The organism is Nocardiopsis sp. iso_238 (assembly GCF_056173325.1).
This window is the reverse complement of the sequence record NZ_CM149668.1, coordinates 1,541,383-1,557,357: the sequence shown is the minus strand read 5'-3', so window position 1 is coordinate 1,557,357 and position 15,975 is coordinate 1,541,383. Positions and strand designations below refer to the sequence as shown.

13 protein-coding genes are annotated in these 15,975 nt (G+C 71.9%); 2 read left to right on the top strand and 11 right to left on the bottom strand.

All coding sequences use genetic code 11. The features are described 5' to 3' along the window. Positions 1-250: 250 nt before the first annotated feature. From AC0VYL_RS06950 to AC0VYL_RS06940, 3 genes are all read right to left on the bottom strand, one after another. The gene (locus tag AC0VYL_RS06950; RefSeq protein WP_475482638.1) at positions 251-1,525 is read right to left on the bottom strand and encodes a glutamate-5-semialdehyde dehydrogenase; all 1,275 of its coding nucleotides are present in this window, start codon (positions 1,523-1,525) and stop codon (positions 251-253) included. Positions 1,526-1,691: 166 nt separating this feature from the next. Continuing rightward, positions 1,692-2,219, bottom strand: coding sequence for a type II toxin-antitoxin system PemK/MazF family toxin (locus AC0VYL_RS06945; protein WP_475460464.1), 528 nt, complete (start codon positions 2,217-2,219; stop codon positions 1,692-1,694). A 55-nt stretch (positions 2,220-2,274) separates the two neighbouring features. Further along, positions 2,275-2,859, bottom strand: coding sequence for a TetR/AcrR family transcriptional regulator (locus AC0VYL_RS06940; RefSeq protein WP_475482637.1), 585 nt, complete (start codon positions 2,857-2,859; stop codon positions 2,275-2,277). 101 nt (positions 2,860-2,960) lie between these two features. Between AC0VYL_RS06940 and AC0VYL_RS06935 the strand changes: the two genes are divergently transcribed. Together AC0VYL_RS06935 and AC0VYL_RS06930 are read left to right on the top strand one after the other, a co-directional pair. Next, positions 2,961-3,821: an SDR family NAD(P)-dependent oxidoreductase gene (locus AC0VYL_RS06935; protein ID WP_475482636.1), complete on the top strand. Its 861-nt coding sequence runs from the start codon at positions 2,961-2,963 to the stop codon at positions 3,819-3,821. Continuing rightward, on the top strand, positions 3,818-4,567 hold the full coding sequence (locus tag AC0VYL_RS06930; protein WP_475482635.1) for an SDR family oxidoreductase: 750 nt from the start codon (positions 3,818-3,820) through the stop codon (positions 4,565-4,567). The genes AC0VYL_RS06935 and AC0VYL_RS06930 overlap by 4 nt, the downstream gene beginning before the upstream one ends. A 42-nt stretch (positions 4,568-4,609) precedes the next feature. On the opposite strand, the gene AC0VYL_RS06925 is transcribed toward AC0VYL_RS06930, so the two are convergent. The 8 genes from AC0VYL_RS06925 to AC0VYL_RS06890 all read right to left on the bottom strand — a co-directional run bounded on the left by AC0VYL_RS06925 (position 4,610) and on the right by AC0VYL_RS06890 (position 15,889). Further along, the gene (locus tag AC0VYL_RS06925; RefSeq protein ID WP_475482634.1) at positions 4,610-5,497 is read right to left on the bottom strand and encodes an alpha/beta hydrolase fold domain-containing protein; all 888 of its coding nucleotides are present in this window, start codon (positions 5,495-5,497) and stop codon (positions 4,610-4,612) included. Positions 5,498-5,571: 74 nt separating this feature from the next. Then, complete coding sequence (proB, locus tag AC0VYL_RS06920) at positions 5,572-6,759, bottom strand: glutamate 5-kinase (protein ID WP_475462964.1); 1,188 nt, start codon at positions 6,757-6,759, stop codon at positions 5,572-5,574. 99 nt (positions 6,760-6,858) lie between these two features. Continuing rightward, on the bottom strand, positions 6,859-8,223 hold the full coding sequence (obgE, locus tag AC0VYL_RS06915) for a GTPase ObgE (protein WP_475460455.1): 1,365 nt from the start codon (positions 8,221-8,223) through the stop codon (positions 6,859-6,861). 134 nt (positions 8,224-8,357) lie between these two features. Beyond that, on the bottom strand, positions 8,358-8,618 hold the full coding sequence (gene rpmA, locus AC0VYL_RS06910) for a 50S ribosomal protein L27 (RefSeq protein ID WP_475460453.1): 261 nt from the start codon (positions 8,616-8,618) through the stop codon (positions 8,358-8,360). 13 nt (positions 8,619-8,631) lie between these two features. Further along, positions 8,632-8,943 carry a 50S ribosomal protein L21 gene (rplU, locus tag AC0VYL_RS06905; RefSeq protein WP_017545212.1) on the bottom strand — a complete coding sequence of 104 codons (312 nt, stop codon included), beginning with the start codon at positions 8,941-8,943 and terminating at the stop codon, positions 8,632-8,634. A gap of 278 nt (positions 8,944-9,221) precedes the next feature. After that, a complete protein-coding gene (locus AC0VYL_RS06900; protein ID WP_475482633.1) occupies positions 9,222-12,392 on the bottom strand; it encodes an Rne/Rng family ribonuclease in 3,171 nt (1,056 codons plus the stop codon). A gap of 160 nt (positions 12,393-12,552) precedes the next feature. Beyond that, positions 12,553-13,335 (bottom strand): TIGR03936 family radical SAM-associated protein, encoded by a 783-nt coding sequence (locus AC0VYL_RS06895; RefSeq protein WP_475460449.1) that lies wholly within the window; start codon positions 13,333-13,335, stop codon positions 12,553-12,555. A 616-nt stretch (positions 13,336-13,951) separates the two neighbouring features. Then, the gene (locus tag AC0VYL_RS06890; RefSeq protein ID WP_475482632.1) at positions 13,952-15,889 is read right to left on the bottom strand and encodes a TIGR03960 family B12-binding radical SAM protein; all 1,938 of its coding nucleotides are present in this window, start codon (positions 15,887-15,889) and stop codon (positions 13,952-13,954) included. Positions 15,890-15,975 lie beyond the last annotated feature (86 nt).

Here is a 15,975-nt window from a genome sequence, read left to right as displayed (position 1 = left end):
GATGAGGGTGCGGGAAGAGCGCCTGGGGACACCACAGTGAAAGTACCGACCCCACAGCGCTTTGGGAATACTTGCAGGAGAAGATTCGCTTCTGTCCAGGTTTCGGGAAGAAGAACATACCTGGTGACGTGTGTTACTCCAGGGGCGGCGGATAGCGCCTGGTATGCCCGCTTGTGGCCGGAGGCAAGGGACGGGAATGGCCGCCCGGACGTCCGGGCGGCCATTCCTGGTCGCGTCGACGGGCCCCCGGCTACCTCAGGTGACCGTCCCCGGTGACCACGTACTTGGTCGAGGTCATTTCGGTGAGCCCCATCGGGCCCCTGGCATGCAGTTTCTGGGTGGAAATGCCGATCTCCGCGCCGAAGCCGAACTCGCCGCCGTCCGTGAAGCGCGTGGACGCGTTCACCATCACCGCCGCCGAGTCCACCCGGGCCACGAAGTACCGGGAGGTGCTGAGCGAGTCGGTGACGATCGCCTCGGTGTGCCGGGTGGAGTACCGCCTGATGTGCGCGATCGCGGCGTCCACGTCCGGGACCACCCGGACGGAAAGGTCCATGGACAGGTACTCGGTCGCCCAGTCCTCCTCGGTGGCCTCGACCACCGTGGCTCCGGTCGGACGCGCGGCCGCGACGGCGAGGACGCGTTCGTCGCCGTGCACGGTCACCCCGGCCTCGGCCAGGGACGAGAGCACGCGGGGCAGGAACTCCGCCGCCACAGCCTCGTGCACCAGCAGTGTCTCGGCGGAGTTGCACACCGAGCAGCGCTGGGCCTTGGCGTTGGTGGCGATGGCCACCGCCTTGTCGAGGTCGGCGTCGGCGTCCACGTACACGTGGCACAGGCCCTCACCGGTCTCGATGACGGGGACGGTGGAGTCGCGGACCACGGCCTGGATGAGCGAGCCGCCGCCGCGCGGGATGAGCACGTCCACGAGCCCCCGGGCCCGCATGAGCGCGGTGGAGGACTCCCGGGTGCGGCCGGGCACCATCTGGACGGCGTCGACCGGGACCCCGGTGCCCTCCAGGGCGTCGCGCAGCACCGCCACGATGGCGGTGTTGGAGTCGTAGGCGGAGGAGGAGCCGCGCAGCAGGGCCGCGTTGCCGCTCTTGAGGCACAGGGCGGCGGCGTCCGCGGTGACGTTGGGGCGCCCCTCGTAGATGATGCCGACCACCCCGAGCGGGACCCGGATCTGCCGCATGTCGAGACCGTTGGGCAGCACACCGCCGCGCACGGACTCACCGACCGGGTCCGGCAGCTCGACGATCTCGCGCACCGCGTCCGCGATGGCCTCGATCCGCGCCGGGGTCAGGGTGAGCCGGTCGATCATGGCCGGGCTGGTGCCGTCCCGGCGCGCCCGCTCGACGTCCGCAGCGTTGGCGGCGGTGATCTCGTCCGCCCGCTTGACCAGGGCGTCGGCGATGGCCAGCAGGGCACGGTCCTTCACCGACCGGCTGAGCGGGGCGAGCTCGGCCGCCGCGTCCTGGGCACGTTCGGCTACCGCGTGGACCACGCGCTCGATGTCACTCATGGCAGTCATCCTTGTCGGGGCTTCCTTGCTCGGGAGGCCGCCCGGGCCGGTGGACCCACCCCTTCGTAGGGCACCGGACCAGGGGGATCTCCCTCAGCGTATAGCGCCGCGCCCCCGGGCACACGGAGTTATCCACAGGGTGAGACGGCGGCGCGGCCCGCGACCGTCAGGTCCAGCCGTAGCGCTCCCGCAGGACCGCCGCGACCTTCCAGAACAGACTCTCGTCCATGACGGCGGCCTCACGGCGGATGGCCGCCTCGTCGAACTCGAAGAGGCGGTCCACACGCACGAAGGAGTCGCGGCCCTCCCTGTCCCAGGCGCCCGCGCCGATGGGCAGCCAGTCCTGGCGCTCGTGCTCGTCGGGGACCTGGGTGGAGAGCATGAGTCCGTGCAGACGCCGTCCCCGGCGCCCCACCACGAGCAGGGGGCGGTCCTTGCCCTGGGTGGCGTCCTCCTCGTAGGGGACCCAGGTCCAGACGATCTCGCCCGCGTCGGCGAGGCCGTCCCTCTCCGGTGAGTAGACGAGTCTGGTCGCGTTGCGCCCGGTGGGGACCTCGCGGACCGCGCCCTCCTGGGGGTGGGTCTCCGTGCCCTGTTGGAGGCCGCCCCGCTGCGGGGCGCCGTCGTTCCGTCGGGGGCCGTCGCCGTGCGACGGGTTTCCGTGCTGTGTCGTGTGTTGGCTCACGCACCGCATCCTAGGACGCGTGCCGCCTCGGCGCACAGCGCGCCGGGGGCGGCCGTCCGGTGGATCAGTCCAGGTCCAGCAGGGCCCGCAGGGCCCGGACGCAGTGGTCGGCCTCGGCGGTCGGGCCGGTGGAGCGTTCGTCGGCGGGGGCAGCGGACCAGCGCAGGGCGCGGGCCTCCAGGTAGGCGATCCACGCGTCGGTGACCGGGGCCGCCGTCTCGGGGGCGTCCAGCAGGGCGCGCACGCGGGCACCCATGGCCTCGCGCAGACCCTCCACGCGGTCACCCTCCAGGGTCACCGCTCCCCCGCCGAACACCAGCGCCGCGTACGACGCCCGGCGCCGGTCCACCTGCTCGAAGTAGCGCTCCGCGAACTGCGCCACGGCGTCCCAGCCCTCGCGGTCCTCGTCGGGAGCGGTGTTGCGGACCACCCGCCGTCCGGCGGCGGCCACCACGGCGTCGTGGAAGGCGGTCTTGTTCGGGAAGTAGTGGAAGAGCAGCCCCCGGGAGATGCCCGCCTCCCGGGCGACCTCGTCCACCGCCAGCTCCTGGATCGGGCGTTCCACCAACATCCGCAGGCCGATCCCGACCAGCTGGCGCCGACGCTCGTCCTGGGTCATCCGCGTCCGTCGCGGGGCTGCCTCGTTCACCTGTTGAGCATTGCTCAACAAGGTCGTAGTGTCAACGACATGGACTTCGCACCCTCCCCCCGCGTCGGCGCGCCCGAACCCACGAAGCACGGAGCCCGTCGATGACCGCCCCCGGACGAGACACCCCGCCCACCGGCTCGGGCCGACGGGTCCTGGTCACCGGCGGCGCCTCCGGCCTCGGCGCCGCCCTGGTCGCCGCGTTCGCGGCGCGCGGGGACCGGGTGATCGCCACCGACCTCGCCGGGCACGCGCCCGACTCCCTTCCGGACGGGGTCGGCTACCTGCGCCTGGACGTGACCTCCGACGAGGACTGGGCGGCCGCCCTCGCCCACGTCGAGGGCGGGTGGAACGGGCTGGACGTGCTGGTCAACAACGCCGGGATCGCCGCGGGCGGGCGGATCGACGTCCTCACCGTCGAGGACTGGCGCCGGATCACCGAGATCAACCTGTTCGGCGTGGTCCGGGGCTGCCGCGTGTTCACCCCGCTGTTCAAGCGACAGGGCTCGGGACACCTCGTCAACATCGCTTCCATGGCCGGACTCGTGCACCCGCCGGTGATGAGCTCCTACAACGCGGTCAAGGCGGCGGTCGTCGCGCTCAGCGAGACCCTCCAGCACGAGCTCGCCCCCTACGGCGTCGCCACCTCGGTGGCGTGCCCGTCGTTCTTCCGCACCAACCTGGCCTCCTCCCTCAGCGGCAGCGATCCCGAGGTGGAGGCCTCCGCCACCAGGCTGATCAACGGGTCGCGCCTGTCCGCCGACGAGGTCGCCGCCCGGGTGCTCCGCGGAGTGGAACGGCGGAGGCCGGTCATCCTCACCGACCGGGACGGACGGACGGCGGTGCTCGCCAAACGCTGGCTGCGCCCCCTCTACGACCGCGCGATGCGCCGGGTGGCGGAGGGCGTTCACCGCCGCGTCGAACCCGCCGCCCCCGCGGCCGACCACCCCACGGAGCACGCGTGAGCAAGGGAACCGTCCTCATCACCGGGGCCTCGGCCGGGCTGGGAGCCGAGATGGCCCGCCAGTTCGCCGCCCTCGGCTACGACCTCGGACTGTGCGCCCGCCGTACCGAGCCGATGGCCGCCCTCCGGGACGAGATCGCGCGGGCCCACCCCGGCCGCCGCGTGGTGCTCCGGGCCCTGGACGTCACCGACGACGACGCGGTCCACCGGGTCTTCGGGGAGGTCGCCGCCGAGTTCGGCACGCTGGACCGGGTCATCGTCAACGCCGGGCTGGGCAAGGGCGCGGCACTCGGCACCGGCCGCCACGAGGCCAACCGCCAGACCGCCATGACCAACTTCGTGGGCGCCCTCGCCCAGGCGGACGCCGCCATGGAGATCTTCCGGGCCCAGGAGGGCGGCCACCTCGTGATGGTCTCCTCCATGTCGGCCCTGCGCGGCATGCGCCGGGCCATGACCGTCTACGCCGCCACCAAGGCCGGGGTGGCCGCCATCGCGGAGGGACTGCGCTCGGAGGGCGTCCCCGGTCTGGACGTGTCGGTGGTCTACCCCGGCTACATCCGCTCGGAGATGAACGAGCACGTCACCCAGCGGACCCGGTTCATGGTCGACACCGAGGTGGGCGTGCGTGCCATGGTCGCGGCCATCGAGAGGCGCAGGGTGCGGGCGTACGTCCCCGCCTGGCCCTGGGCGCCCCTCGGCTTCCTGATGAGGCGGCTGCCGCTGTCCGTGGTCAGGAGGCTGACGTGAGTGGGGGCGCCGCCCCGGAGGCGCCGCCGGGCCGGGGCCGCCTCACAGCTCCCGGACCGTCCTCATGATCCGCTCGCGCGCGTCACCGCCCTCGGGGACCGGGACCAGGGGGTGGATGTGGAAGGCACCCTCCTCCACGAAGAGCTCGGCCACTCCCCCGGCCTCGGTCACCCTCGCGTGCAGGCGCCGCGTGTCCGGCAGGAGCAGGTCGCGGGTGCCGATGTACAGGTCCATCGGCGGCAGCCCCGCCACCGGCCCGTACAGCGGGCTGAGCCGGGGTTCGGCCAGGTCGTCGCCGCCCGCCCACTCGGCGGCGGCCTCCAGCAGGCCCACCGGGGCCAGCCAGGGGTCCGACCCCTCCACCTCCGCGATCTCCGGGTTGGACATCGTCAGGTCCGTCCACGGTGAGATCAGCACGAGCCGCGCGGGCGACCGCAGCTCCTCCTCGGCCAGGGTCTGGGTGAGGGCCAGCGCGAGCCCGCCCCCGGCGGAGTCACCCGCGATCAGCGTGCGCTCGGGCGCGGTGTCCTCCACCAGTTCCCGGTACACGGCCGTGACGAACGGGAAGGCCTCGCGGTACGTGTGGTCGGGGGCCAGGCCGTAGATCGGCACCTCCACCCGGCAGCCCGCGTCGGCCATCCGCGAGACCAGCACCCAGTGCCAGGCGGCGATCTCGCTGACGTAGGTGCCCCCGTGCAGGTACAGCACGGCCTTCTCGGGTCCGGTGACCGTGCGGGGGCGCACCGTGTGGACGCCGAAGCCGCCGACCTCCCGGCGGGTGATCCAGTGCCGGGCCGCCAGCCAGTGCGGCGGGTCAGCGTGCTCCTTGGGCTCCCGCAGCCACTCCCGGGTGTCCTCCACCGACTCCAGGGTCGGTTTGCGCAGGACACGGAGGGCCAGCGCGGCCAGGTGCGTCGTCAGGCTGGACACGGGTACCGACCTCCTCGGGTCGTCCTGTCATGGAGCCCTCCACGCGCGGACGACGGCGCCGGACGGCCCTGGTGTCAGAGCACCACGAGGTCGTCGCGGTGCACGAGCTCGCGCTCGTAGGAGGGGCCCATCTCCCGGGCCAGCCACCGGGTGGAGCGGCCCATCAGGTCGGGGACCTCGGTGGCGTCGTAGTTGACCAGCCCCCGAGCGACCACGGTGCCCTGCTCGTCGCGCAGGTCCACGGGGTCACCGGCGCTGAAGTCCCCCTGGACCCGGATCACCCCGGCGGGCAGCAGCGACGCCTTCTCCCGCACCACCGCGTTGACCGCTCCGGGGTCCAGGACCAGGCTGCCCCGGCCCGCCGTGGCGTGCGCCAGCCACAGCTGGCGCGCGGAGGGGCGGCGCCCGTCGGCCGCCGCGAAGAAGGTGCCCACCCGCTCGCCGGACAGGGCGGCGCGGGCGTTGGCGGCCGAGGTCAGCAGCGTGGGAACCCCCGCCTCGGTGGCGATGCGCGCGGAGTCCACCTTGGTGACCATCCCGCCGGTACCCACGCCCCGTCGGCCCGAGCTCCCGATGTCGATCCCGTCCAGGTCGGCCCGGCCGCGCACCAGGTGCACGACCGAGGTCCCCGCGTCGGCCGGGTTGCCGTCGTAGAGCGCGTCCACGTCGGAGAGCAGCACGAGGGCGTCGGCCCGCATCAGGTGTGCCACCAGCGCGGCGAGGCGGTCGTTGTCACCGAACCGGATCTCGTGCGTGGCCACGGTGTCGTTCTCGTTGACGATGGGCAGGGCCCCGATGTCCAGGAGGCGGCGCAGGGTGCGCTGGGCGTTGCGGTGCTGCACCCGCCGCATCATGTCCTCCACCGTGAGCAGGACCTGGGCGGCGGTCAGCCCGTGCCCGGCCAGTTCGGCGGCGTAGGAGGCCACGAGGAGCCCCTGTCCCACGCTGGCCGCGGCCTGCTGCGAGGCCAGGTCGTGCGGGCGGCGGGCCATGCCCAGCGGCGTCATCCCGGCCGCCACCGCGCCGGACGAGACCAGGATCACCTCCTGGCCGCGGGCCCTGCGGTCCGCCAGGACCTCGACCAGGTCCCGGATCCGGCCGGAGTCGATCAGCCCGTCCGGGGTGGTCAGTGAGGAGGACCCCACCTTGACCACGACCCGGCGGGCCCCGGCGACCGCAGTCCGCCCGGCCGACTCCAGGGTGTCGGCGTCACTCCGACCGGTCCGCTGACCGGTGTCCTGCTGGGTGTCTGCGCTGTGCACCACGAGGGGCTTTCCGTCCGTGGCACGGCGCCCTGCCCGAGCGCCGTGCTCGTACCTTGTCTGGGTCAGGCTGGTGTGGAGCGGCGGTCCCCGCGCGGGTCAGCCCAGCCGGGCGTCGGATCCGCGCGGGCCGGACGGGACGGCCTCGGCGTCCATGGAGTTGTCCCAGTCGAAGACCACGGCGTCCTCGTCCGTGCCGATCTGCACCTCGGCGCCCTGGGTGGCCCCGGCCTTGGCCAGCGCCTCCTCGATGCCGAGGCGGTTGAGGCGCTCGGCCAGGTAGCCGACGGCCTCGTCGTTGGAGAAGTCGGTCTGGCGCACCCACCGGGCGGGCTTGTCGCCGCGCACCTGGAAGGAGTTGTTCCCGAGCGGCACGACGTCGAAGGGGACGTCCCCGATCATCTTCGGGCGCAGCACGATGCGGGTGGGCTCCTCCACCGGCGCGGCCTGGCGGGCCGCAGTGACCTGCTCGGCCAGGGCGAAGGAGAGCTCGCGCAGGCCCTCACGGGAGGCCGCGGAGACCTCCATCACCTTGTAGCCGCGCTCCTCCAGCATGGGGGTGACCATGTCGGCGAGGTCGCGGGCCTCGGGCACGTCCACCTTGTTCAGGGCGACGATGCGCGGACGGTCGGACAGGTCCACCCCGGCCTGCTCGCCGTAGGCGGAGAGCTCCGCCTCCAGGGCGTCGAGGTCGCTGACCGGGTCGCGGCCCGGCTCGTAGGTGGCGCAGTCCAGGACGTGCAGCAGCGTGGAGCAGCGCTCGATGTGGCGCAGGAACTCCAGGCCCAGGCCCTTGCCCGCGCTCGCGCCGGGGATCAGGCCGGGCACGTCCGCGATGACGTACTGGGTGGTGCCCGCCTCCACCACTCCCAGGTTCGGGATGAGGGTGGTGAACGGGTAGTCCGCGATCTTGGGCCGGGCCGCCGACATCGCGGCGATCAGCGAGGACTTGCCGGCGCTGGGGAAGCCCACCAGGCCGACGTCCGCGATGGTCTTCATCTCCAGGCGCACGTCGAAGGCCTCGCCCTCCTCGCCCTTGAGGGCGAAGCCGGGGGCCTTGCGCTTCTTGGAGGCCAGCGCGGCGTTGCCCAGGCCGCCGTTGCCGCCCTGGGCCAGGACCAGGCGGGTGCCGTGGCCGACCAGGTCGGCGATGACCTCGCCGTCGGCCTTGGTGACCACGGTGCCGTCGGGGACGGTCAGGACCAGGTCCTGCCCCTTGGCCCCGGCGCGGTGGCCGCCCTGGCCGGGGGTGCCGTTCTGGGCGTTGCGGTGCGGGCGGCGCTGGTAGTCCAGCAGCGTCGCGGTCTGGGCGTCGACCTCCAGGACGATGTCGCCGCCCTGGCCGCCGTTGCCGCCGTCCGGGCCGCCCAGCGGCTTGAACTTCTCACGGTGCACGGAGGCACAGCCATGCCCGCCGTTCCCGGCCTTGACGTGCAAGACCGCCTCGTCGACGAAGTCAGGCATAGCTCTCCCCGTTACTCATGCGGCCCCCACCACCTGGCGGGGACCGGTACTCCTCACGCGTCACCAGTGACAACGCGAGAGGCGGGCCAGTGTTCCCTGGCCCGCCCCCGAAGAACCGCTGTTGCCGGCGCAGCCTACTCGGCGGCGACCGGAACGATGTTGACGGCCTTGCGACCGCGGAAGTTGGCGAACTTGACCTCGCCATCGACCAGCGCGAACAGCGTGTCGTCGCCGCCACGGCCAACGTTGGCACCGGGGTGGAACTTGGTGCCGCGCTGACGGATCAGGATCTCACCGGCCGAGACGGACTGACCGCCGAAGCGCTTCACGCCGAGGCGCTTGGCGTTCGAGTCACGACCGTTACGGCTGGACGAAGCGCCCTTCTTATGTGCCATTTCTCCAGGCCTCCTACTTCGCCGCGATGCCGGTGACGCGCACCTGGGTGTGCTTCTGGCGGTGACCCTGGCGCTTCTTGTAACCGGTCTTGTTCTTGTACTTCAGGATGTTGATCTTGGGGCCCTTGGTCTCGCCGAGGACCTCGGCGGTGACCGTGTAGCCGCTCAGCTTGTCGGCCTCGCTGATGACGTTGTCACCGTCGACCACAAGGATGGGCTGCCACGTGAGGGTGGCGCCGGTCTCGTCGGAGACCCTGTCGATGTTCAGGACGTCATCGACAGACACCTTCTCCTGTCGGCCGCCCGCTCGCACGATCGCGTACACCGGGTAACTCTCTTCCTGCTCGCTCAACGAATAATGCGCTCACTCATGACCGTGATGCCACGATCCACGAATCGCCTGTAGCGGGGCGCGGGGATCTGAGGGAAACAAACCCCTTGGTGGAGAGCACTGCGGTCTCGGGGCGCGCGAACATTTGGGGCGCGCCGACGCACCGTCCATCAGATTACCACCGACCCGACACAGGCCCGCACACGTACCCCTGGTCCGGACCCGTTCGAAACCGGGTCCGGACCAGGCTGCTGTCCCGCCTCGACCGCTGGTCAGCCGGCGTCGACCGCGGTGGACTCACTGGTCTGTGAGGTCACCGCCGCCTTGGTCCGCCGGGTACGGCGGCGCTTGGGCCGCTCGGTGGCGCCGTCGGCGTCACCGTCAGAGGTGGCGGGTGTCTCGGTGGCGTCGGTGTCCGAGACCTGCTCGGCACCGCTCGCCCGCGTCTGCTCACCCTCGCCGCTGTCGGCCTGGGCCGCCTTGCGGGTGCTGGTGCGCCGACGGGTCTTCTTGGCGGGGGCCTCCTCGGCCGCGGGGGCCTCCGAGGGCTCCTCAGCCGGCTTGTCCTCCGGAGCGGACCCCTCGGCCGCCTCCACGGGCTCGGCGGCCTTCTTCGCGCGGGAGGAGCGCTTACGCGTCTTCTTCGCGGGAGCGGCCTCCTCGGCGGCGGGGGCCTCGGCCTCCGCCGGAGCGGACTCGGCCTCGCCGGACGGGGCGGCCTCGGCCTGGTCGGCGTCGGCGGCCACCGGCTCCGCGGCCTTGCGGCCGCGCTTCCTGGTGGTCTTCTCCGCCTTCGCGGCCCTGGCGGGCTTCTCCTCCTGCTCGACGGCCTGGTCGGCGTTCTCCTCGCCGCCAGCCGGACGGTCGTCGCCGTCCTGCTGGTCCGCCTTGCCGGAGGTGTCCCTGTCACCCGAGGACGCCTTGTCCCCGGACGACTCGGTGTCGCCCTTGCCCTTCTTCTTCTTGCGTCCGCCGGTGCCGCCACCGCCGCCGCCCTTGTTCTCCACCGGGTCGCTGGAGAGCAGGAGGCCGCGGCCGTTGCAGTGGTCGCAGGTGTGCGAGAAGGCTTCGAGCAGGCCCTGGCCGACCCTCTTACGGGTCATCTGGACCAGCCCGAGCGAGGTGACCTCGGCCACCTGGTGCTTGGTCCGGTCCCGGGACAGGCACTCCAGCATCCGACGCAGCACCAGGTCGCGGTTGGACTCCAGCACCATGTCGATGAAGTCGATGACGATGATGCCGCCGATGTCACGAAGGCGGAGCTGGCGGACGATCTCCTCGGCCGCCTCCAGGTTGTTCTTGGTGACCGTCTCCTCGAGGTTGCCGCCCTGACCGGTGAACTTGCCGGTGTTGACGTCGACCACGGTCATGGCCTCGGTGCGGTCGATGATGAGCGAACCGCCGCTGGGCAGCCAGACCTTGCGCTCCAGGGCCTTGTTGATCTGCTCGTCGATCCGGTACGCGGAGAAGACGTCGCGGTCCTCGCCCCAGTGCGACAGCCGCTCGGAGAGGTTGGGCGCCACGTAGTCCACGTACTCGTGGACGGTGGTCCAGGCCTCGTCACCGGAGACGACCAGGCTGGAGAAGTCCTCGTTGAAGACGTCGCGCACCACGCGCACCGTCAGGTCCGGCTCGCTGTTGAGCAGGGACGGCGCGTTGGCCGACTTGGACTTGCGCTTGATCGAGTCCCACTGCTTGGCCAGACGCGTGATGTCGCGCTCCAGCTCCTCCTCGCTGGCGCCCTCGGCGGCCGTGCGCACGATCACGCCGGCGCCGGAGGGCATCACCTTCTTGAGGATGGTCTTGAGGCGCGCGCGCTCCTTGTCGGGGAGCTTGCGGCTGATGCCGGTCATCGAACCGCCGGGCACGTACACGAGGTAGCGGCCGGGCAGACTGATCTGGCTGGTCAGGCGGGCGCCCTTGTGGCCGACCGGGTCCTTGGTGACCTGCACCAGGACCGACTGGCCGGACTTGAGCACCGACTCGATGCGCTTGGGCTGGCCGTCCAGGCCGAACGAGTCCCAGTTGACCTCGCCCGCGTACAGCACGGCGTTGCGGCCCTTGCCGATGTCGACGAAGGCGGCCTCCATCGACGGCAGGACGTTCTGCACCCGGCCCAGGTACACGTTGCCCACGTAGGAGCGGTGGGTGGCGCGGTCCACGTAGTGCTCGACCAGGATGTCGTCCTCGAGGACGGCGATCTGGGTGCGGTCACCGGTCCGGCGCACGACCAGGTCGCGCTTGACCGCCTCGCGGCGGGCCAGGAACTCGGACTCGGTCACGATGGGCGCGCGGCGGCGGCCCTGCTCGCGCCCCTCGCGGCGGCGCTGCTTCTTGGCCTCCAGCCGGGTGGAGCCCCGGACCGCCTGGACCTCGTTCTCGATGGGCCGTTCCTGGCGCGGCTCGCGCACCTTGACCACGGTGTTCGGCGGGTCGTCGTTGGTGGAGTCGCCACCGGAGCCCGAACGCCGACGACGGCGGCGACGGCGACGGCTGCTGCCGCGCTCGCCGTCGGCGGAGTCGTCACCGGACTCGTCCTCGGAGTCGTCCTCCTCGGCGGCGGCACGGTCGTCCCCGCGCTGGTCCCTGCCGTCGTCCTCGGACGGGCCGGAGTCGCCCTGGGCGTCGTCGTTGTCCGCGTCCTCGCCACCGCGCGAGCGGCCGCGGCCACGGCCGCCACGACGGCGACGGCGACGGCTGGGGCGCTCGTCCGAGCCCGTCTCCTCGGCGGGTGCCTCGGTGGACTCGTCCTCGGTGTCGTCCTCGTCCGCGTCGGCGTCGTCCTCGACGACCGGCGCGGCCTTGGGCCTGGTCTGTACGGGCGCGCTGGCGACCGGGGGCTGGAAGAGCATGCCGCCGGGCGGCTGGAAGACGGCGCCGCCGGTCTCGGCGGGTGCCTCCTCGGTCTCCTCGGGCTCCTCGACGGCCTCCGGGGCGGTGGCCTCGACGGTCCTGGTGGAACGGGTGCGGGTCCGACCGCGCGTACGGCCGCGACCCGTCTCCTTCTCCTTGGTCTCCTTGGCGTCGCCCTCGGGCTCGGCGGGGCGTTCGGCCTCGGCCGTCTCGACGGCCTCCGGGGCGGGCGCGCTCGCCTTCGCGGCGGCGGCGCGGCCCCGGCTCCGTCGCTGCGGAGCGGCGGGGGCGTCGTCGGGGCGGCCCGCGGCGCGCACGGTGCGCTTACGGGAGCTCGCGGTGGACACGGAGGTGTTGACCGTGCCGACCTCACCGGTACCGGCCAGCTTGGTGACCGGCGCGGTGGGCGCGGAGAAGACGTCGTCCGGCTCGGGGGGTGGTCCTGCCGCGCGGCGAGCGCCCTTGGCGGGCGCGGGTGTGGTCACCCGCACCGCGCCGTCCCCCGCAGGGGGCGCCGCCGCCGTGTTCTCGGTTGTTTCAGTTGTACCCGCGGCGCCTTCGGCACCGTTGTTGGGCTCGTTCTCGAGCATCCGGGCGGTCTCCCGTCAAAGCGCTCGGGCGCACCGCGACCTCATCGGTCGGTGGCGCGGCTCACGAGAGCTGTCGTCGCTGTGTCAGCGCCGACGACACTGGTGTGCCGTCGGGGCAAAGTCCTGTGGTTTCGCCCATGTTTCCCCGCCTTGGGGCCCTTCATGACGAAGGTCCCGTCATGGGCGATGACGTCCGTGGTGAGCGGGTGCGTCGATCGTTCTTCTGGTCGTGCGCGGCCCCGGTGCGCCCAGTCACGGGAACTACGGGTCGGTCCGCGTCGAACGGATCAGCGATCACACCTGTCGCCTCGTCCAGTGGCCCCTGCGCCAGCCTGGTCATCGTCGGTGATGACGGCGGCGCGAGGTCGGCCAGTTGGCGGAGGCCGGTCAGCACGTCGTCTGGTCGTACAGCAGGTGTCGTGTGCCGTATGACCATTCGAAGTATGGCATATGTCGCGTGTCGGTCCCGTGGGACGCGCCCGAGGGATCGGTGACACACGTCGATATCGAGGACGGCCGGGCGGGTGTCGAAGCGGCGTCGGCCCTTCTTCGTCATCCGTTCCACCTCCACGCTCTCGGCGGCCAGGTAGGTGGCCACCGCCCTGGCGGCGTCGTCGGGGTCGACGTCCGCCATCTCCACGCGCCACTGGGAGGCCTCAAGCCGGTCGGCCAGGCCCGGAGTGCGGGCCTCGACGACCTCGAGCACGTCGATCCCGTCGGGCATCGCCGCGTCGATCGCGGTCCTGACCTGTTCGGGTCGGCGTGCCTCGGCCAGGGTCAGCTCAAGATACTCCGCCTCGCTGGCGACCCCGGTGGGGGCCGCGCCGGTGTAGGAGACCTTGGGGTGTGGTGAGAAGCCAGCGGAGAAGGCCACGGGAACCGAGGCCCTGCGCAGGGCTCTCTCCAGTGCCCGGGCGATGTCGCGGTGGCTCGCGAAGCGCATGCGTCCGCGTTTCGCGTAGCGGACGCGCAGCCTTTGGCCGGGGTTGGCGGTGGAGGGTGAGGTGGTGCCCTCGTGTGCGGGGGGCAGCTCAACTCCTTTCCTCAGTGCCCCCTGGGTTCCGGGCCGCCTGTGGCGGCCCTCAGGGGCTGTTCCTCGTCCTGTTCAGCGTACGGTGCGCCGAAGTGCACACGCGCCAAGCGGGACACGCATACCGGTACCTCCCCCGACGGCCCCCGATCGAAAAGTCCCGACCGGGTCCGAGCGGGTGTTGAACCGGCGTTCACCACGAGAACACAGGGGTCCGGAAAAAAAATCCAAAGAAATCCCGCAACCATGGCAACCCCCGGTATCCCCCGCGAGTCTTACTTCACGTACGGCCCGGCGCGAGCGGGGCGCCGGGCCGTACACCTTCCTCCCCGGACACTCCCCCGGTGCCAGTGGCACACGACGGGGTCGAGGACACGGCAGAGAGCGCCCGGCGCGCGAATCCTACTCCCTTTCCCCCCATCGCACACGGATTGCCCCGGTTCCCGGGAGCCGTCCCGGTGCACACCCGACCTCTCCCGCCCCTCTGGGGGCCGGTCCCACCCCCGGCCGGACCGGCCCCCCTCCGCACTCAGACCACGGTCAGCGGCAGCATGGGGCGGCCCCCGGCGTCGTCGTTGATCTGGATCTCGGTGCCCATGGTGGGGCACACCCCGCAGTCGTAGCAGGGGTTCCAGCGGCAGTCGTCGATCTCCAGGGACTCCTCGCCGTGCAGCGAGTCCTGCCAGTCCTGCCAGAGCCACGAGCGGTCCAGCCCGGCGTCCAGGTGGTCCCAGGGCAGGACCTCGTCCTCGTCGCGCTCGCGGGTGGTGAACCAGTCCACGTCCACCCCGGTCCCGGCCAGCCCGGACTCGGCCGCCCTCATCCAGCGGTCGTAGGAGAAGTGCTCGCTCCAGCCGTCGAACCTGCCGCCCGCGAGCCAGGCCTCCTCGACGATCCGGCCGACCCGGCGGTCGCCCCTGGACAGCAGTCCCTCCATGATCGACGGGCGCCCCTCGTGGTAGCGCAGCCCGATGGACTTCCCGTATTTACGGTCCCCTCGCAGGCGGTCCCGCAGCTTGCGCAGCCGGGCGTCCACCTCCTCGTGGGAGGTCTGGGCCGCCCACTGGAACGGGGTCTGCGGCTTGGGGACGAACCCGCCGATGGAGACCGTGCAGCGGATGTCCCTGCGCCCGGTCACCTCGCGGCCGGTCCGGATGACCTCGGTGGCGAGGTCCGCGATGGCCAGGACGTCCTCGTCCTCCTCGGTGGGCAGCCCGCACATGAAGTACAGCTTCACCTGGCGCCACCCGGCCGCGTAGGCGGCGGTGACGGTGCGGATGAGGTCCTCCTCCGTGACCATCTTGTTGATCACCCGGCGCATGCGTTCGCTGCCGCCCTCGGGGGCGAAGGTCAGCCCCGAGCGTCGGCCGTTGCGGGTGAGCTCGTTGGCGAGGTCGATGTTGAAGGCGTCCACGCGGGTGGAGGGCAGCGACAGACCGGTGTTGGTGCCCTCGTAGTGGTCCGCCAGGTTCTTCGCGATGTCACCGATCTCACTGTGGTCCGCGCTGGAGAGCGAGAGCAGGCCGACCTCCTGGAAACCGGAGGCCCGCACACCCTCCTCCACCATCTTCTGGACGGTCTCCTTGTTGCGCTCGCGCACCGGCCGGGTGATCATCCCGGCCTGGCAGAACCGGCAGCCGCGCGTGCATCCCCGGAAGATCTCCACGCTGTACCGCTCGTGCACGGACTCCGCGGTGGGGACGATGGGCCGCTTCGGGTACGGCCACCGGTCCAGGTCCATCACGGTGTGCTTCTGCACGGTGTCCGGGACGCCGGGGCGGTTGGCCGCGTACCCGGCGATCCGTCCGTCGTCGCGGTACGCCACGTCGTAGAAGCGCGGCACGTACACCCCGCCGGTGGCGGCCAGCCTCAGCAGGAGGCCGTCGCGCCCGCCGGGCGCGCCCTCCTCCTTGAACTCGCGGATGATCTCGGTGATGGCGAGGGTGATCTCCTCGCCGTCCCCGAGCACCACGGCGTCCAGGAAGTCGGCGATGGGCTCGGGGTTGAACGCGGAGTGGCCCCCGGCCAGGACGACCGGGTCCTCCTCCGTGCGGTCGGCGGAACGGCGCGGGATCCCGGCCAGGTCCAGCGCCGTGAGCATGTTGGTGTAGCCCATCTCGCTGGCGAAGCTCAGGCCGAGCACGTCGAAGGCGCGGATCGGCCGGTGCGAGTCCACGGTGAAGTGGGGGACGCCGTGCTCACGCATCAGCCGTTCCATGTCCGGCCAGACCGCGTAGGCGCGCTCGGCCAGCACGCCCTCGCGTTCGTTGAGGACCTCGTAGAGGATCTGCACGCCCTGGTTGGGCACGCCCACCTCGTAGGCGTCCGGGTACATCAGCGCCCAGCGCACCCGCGCGGAGTCCCAGGGCTTGACCACGGAGTTGAGCTCACCGCCCACGTACTGGATCGGCTTGCCCACCTGAGGGAGCAGGACTTCGAGGCGCGGGAAGAGGCTTTCGACGGACATGGTGTGGGCCTTCGATCGGCGGACATCGTGTCTGGCTGGATCACACCAGGTTAGCCGTCCGGAGGCCCCCGGACCGGTCGTCCACA

What these genes read in the sequence shown, in the direction of transcription:
- AC0VYL_RS06950 (WP_475482638.1), bottom strand. Translation starts at nt 1,525, where the DNA reads ATGAGTGACATCGAGCGCGTGGTCCACGCGGTAGCCGAACGTGCCCAG.
- AC0VYL_RS06945 (WP_475460464.1), bottom strand. Translation starts at nt 2,219, where the DNA reads ATGCGGTGCGTGAGCCAACACACGACACAGCACGGAAACCCGTCGCAC.
- AC0VYL_RS06935 (WP_475482636.1), top strand. Translation starts at nt 2,961, where the DNA reads ATGACCGCCCCCGGACGAGACACCCCGCCCACCGGCTCGGGCCGACGG.
- obgE (WP_475460455.1), bottom strand. Translation starts at nt 8,223, where the DNA reads ATGCCTGACTTCGTCGACGAGGCGGTCTTGCACGTCAAGGCCGGGAAC.
- rpmA (WP_475460453.1), bottom strand. Translation starts at nt 8,618, where the DNA reads ATGGCACATAAGAAGGGCGCTTCGTCCAGCCGTAACGGTCGTGACTCG.
- AC0VYL_RS06900 (WP_475482633.1), bottom strand. Translation starts at nt 12,392, where the DNA reads ATGCTCGAGAACGAGCCCAACAACGGTGCCGAAGGCGCCGCGGGTACA.
- AC0VYL_RS06895 (WP_475460449.1), bottom strand. Translation starts at nt 13,335, where the DNA reads ATGCGCTTCGCGAGCCACCGCGACATCGCCCGGGCACTGGAGAGAGCC.
- AC0VYL_RS06890 (WP_475482632.1), bottom strand. Translation starts at nt 15,889, where the DNA reads ATGTCCGTCGAAAGCCTCTTCCCGCGCCTCGAAGTCCTGCTCCCTCAG.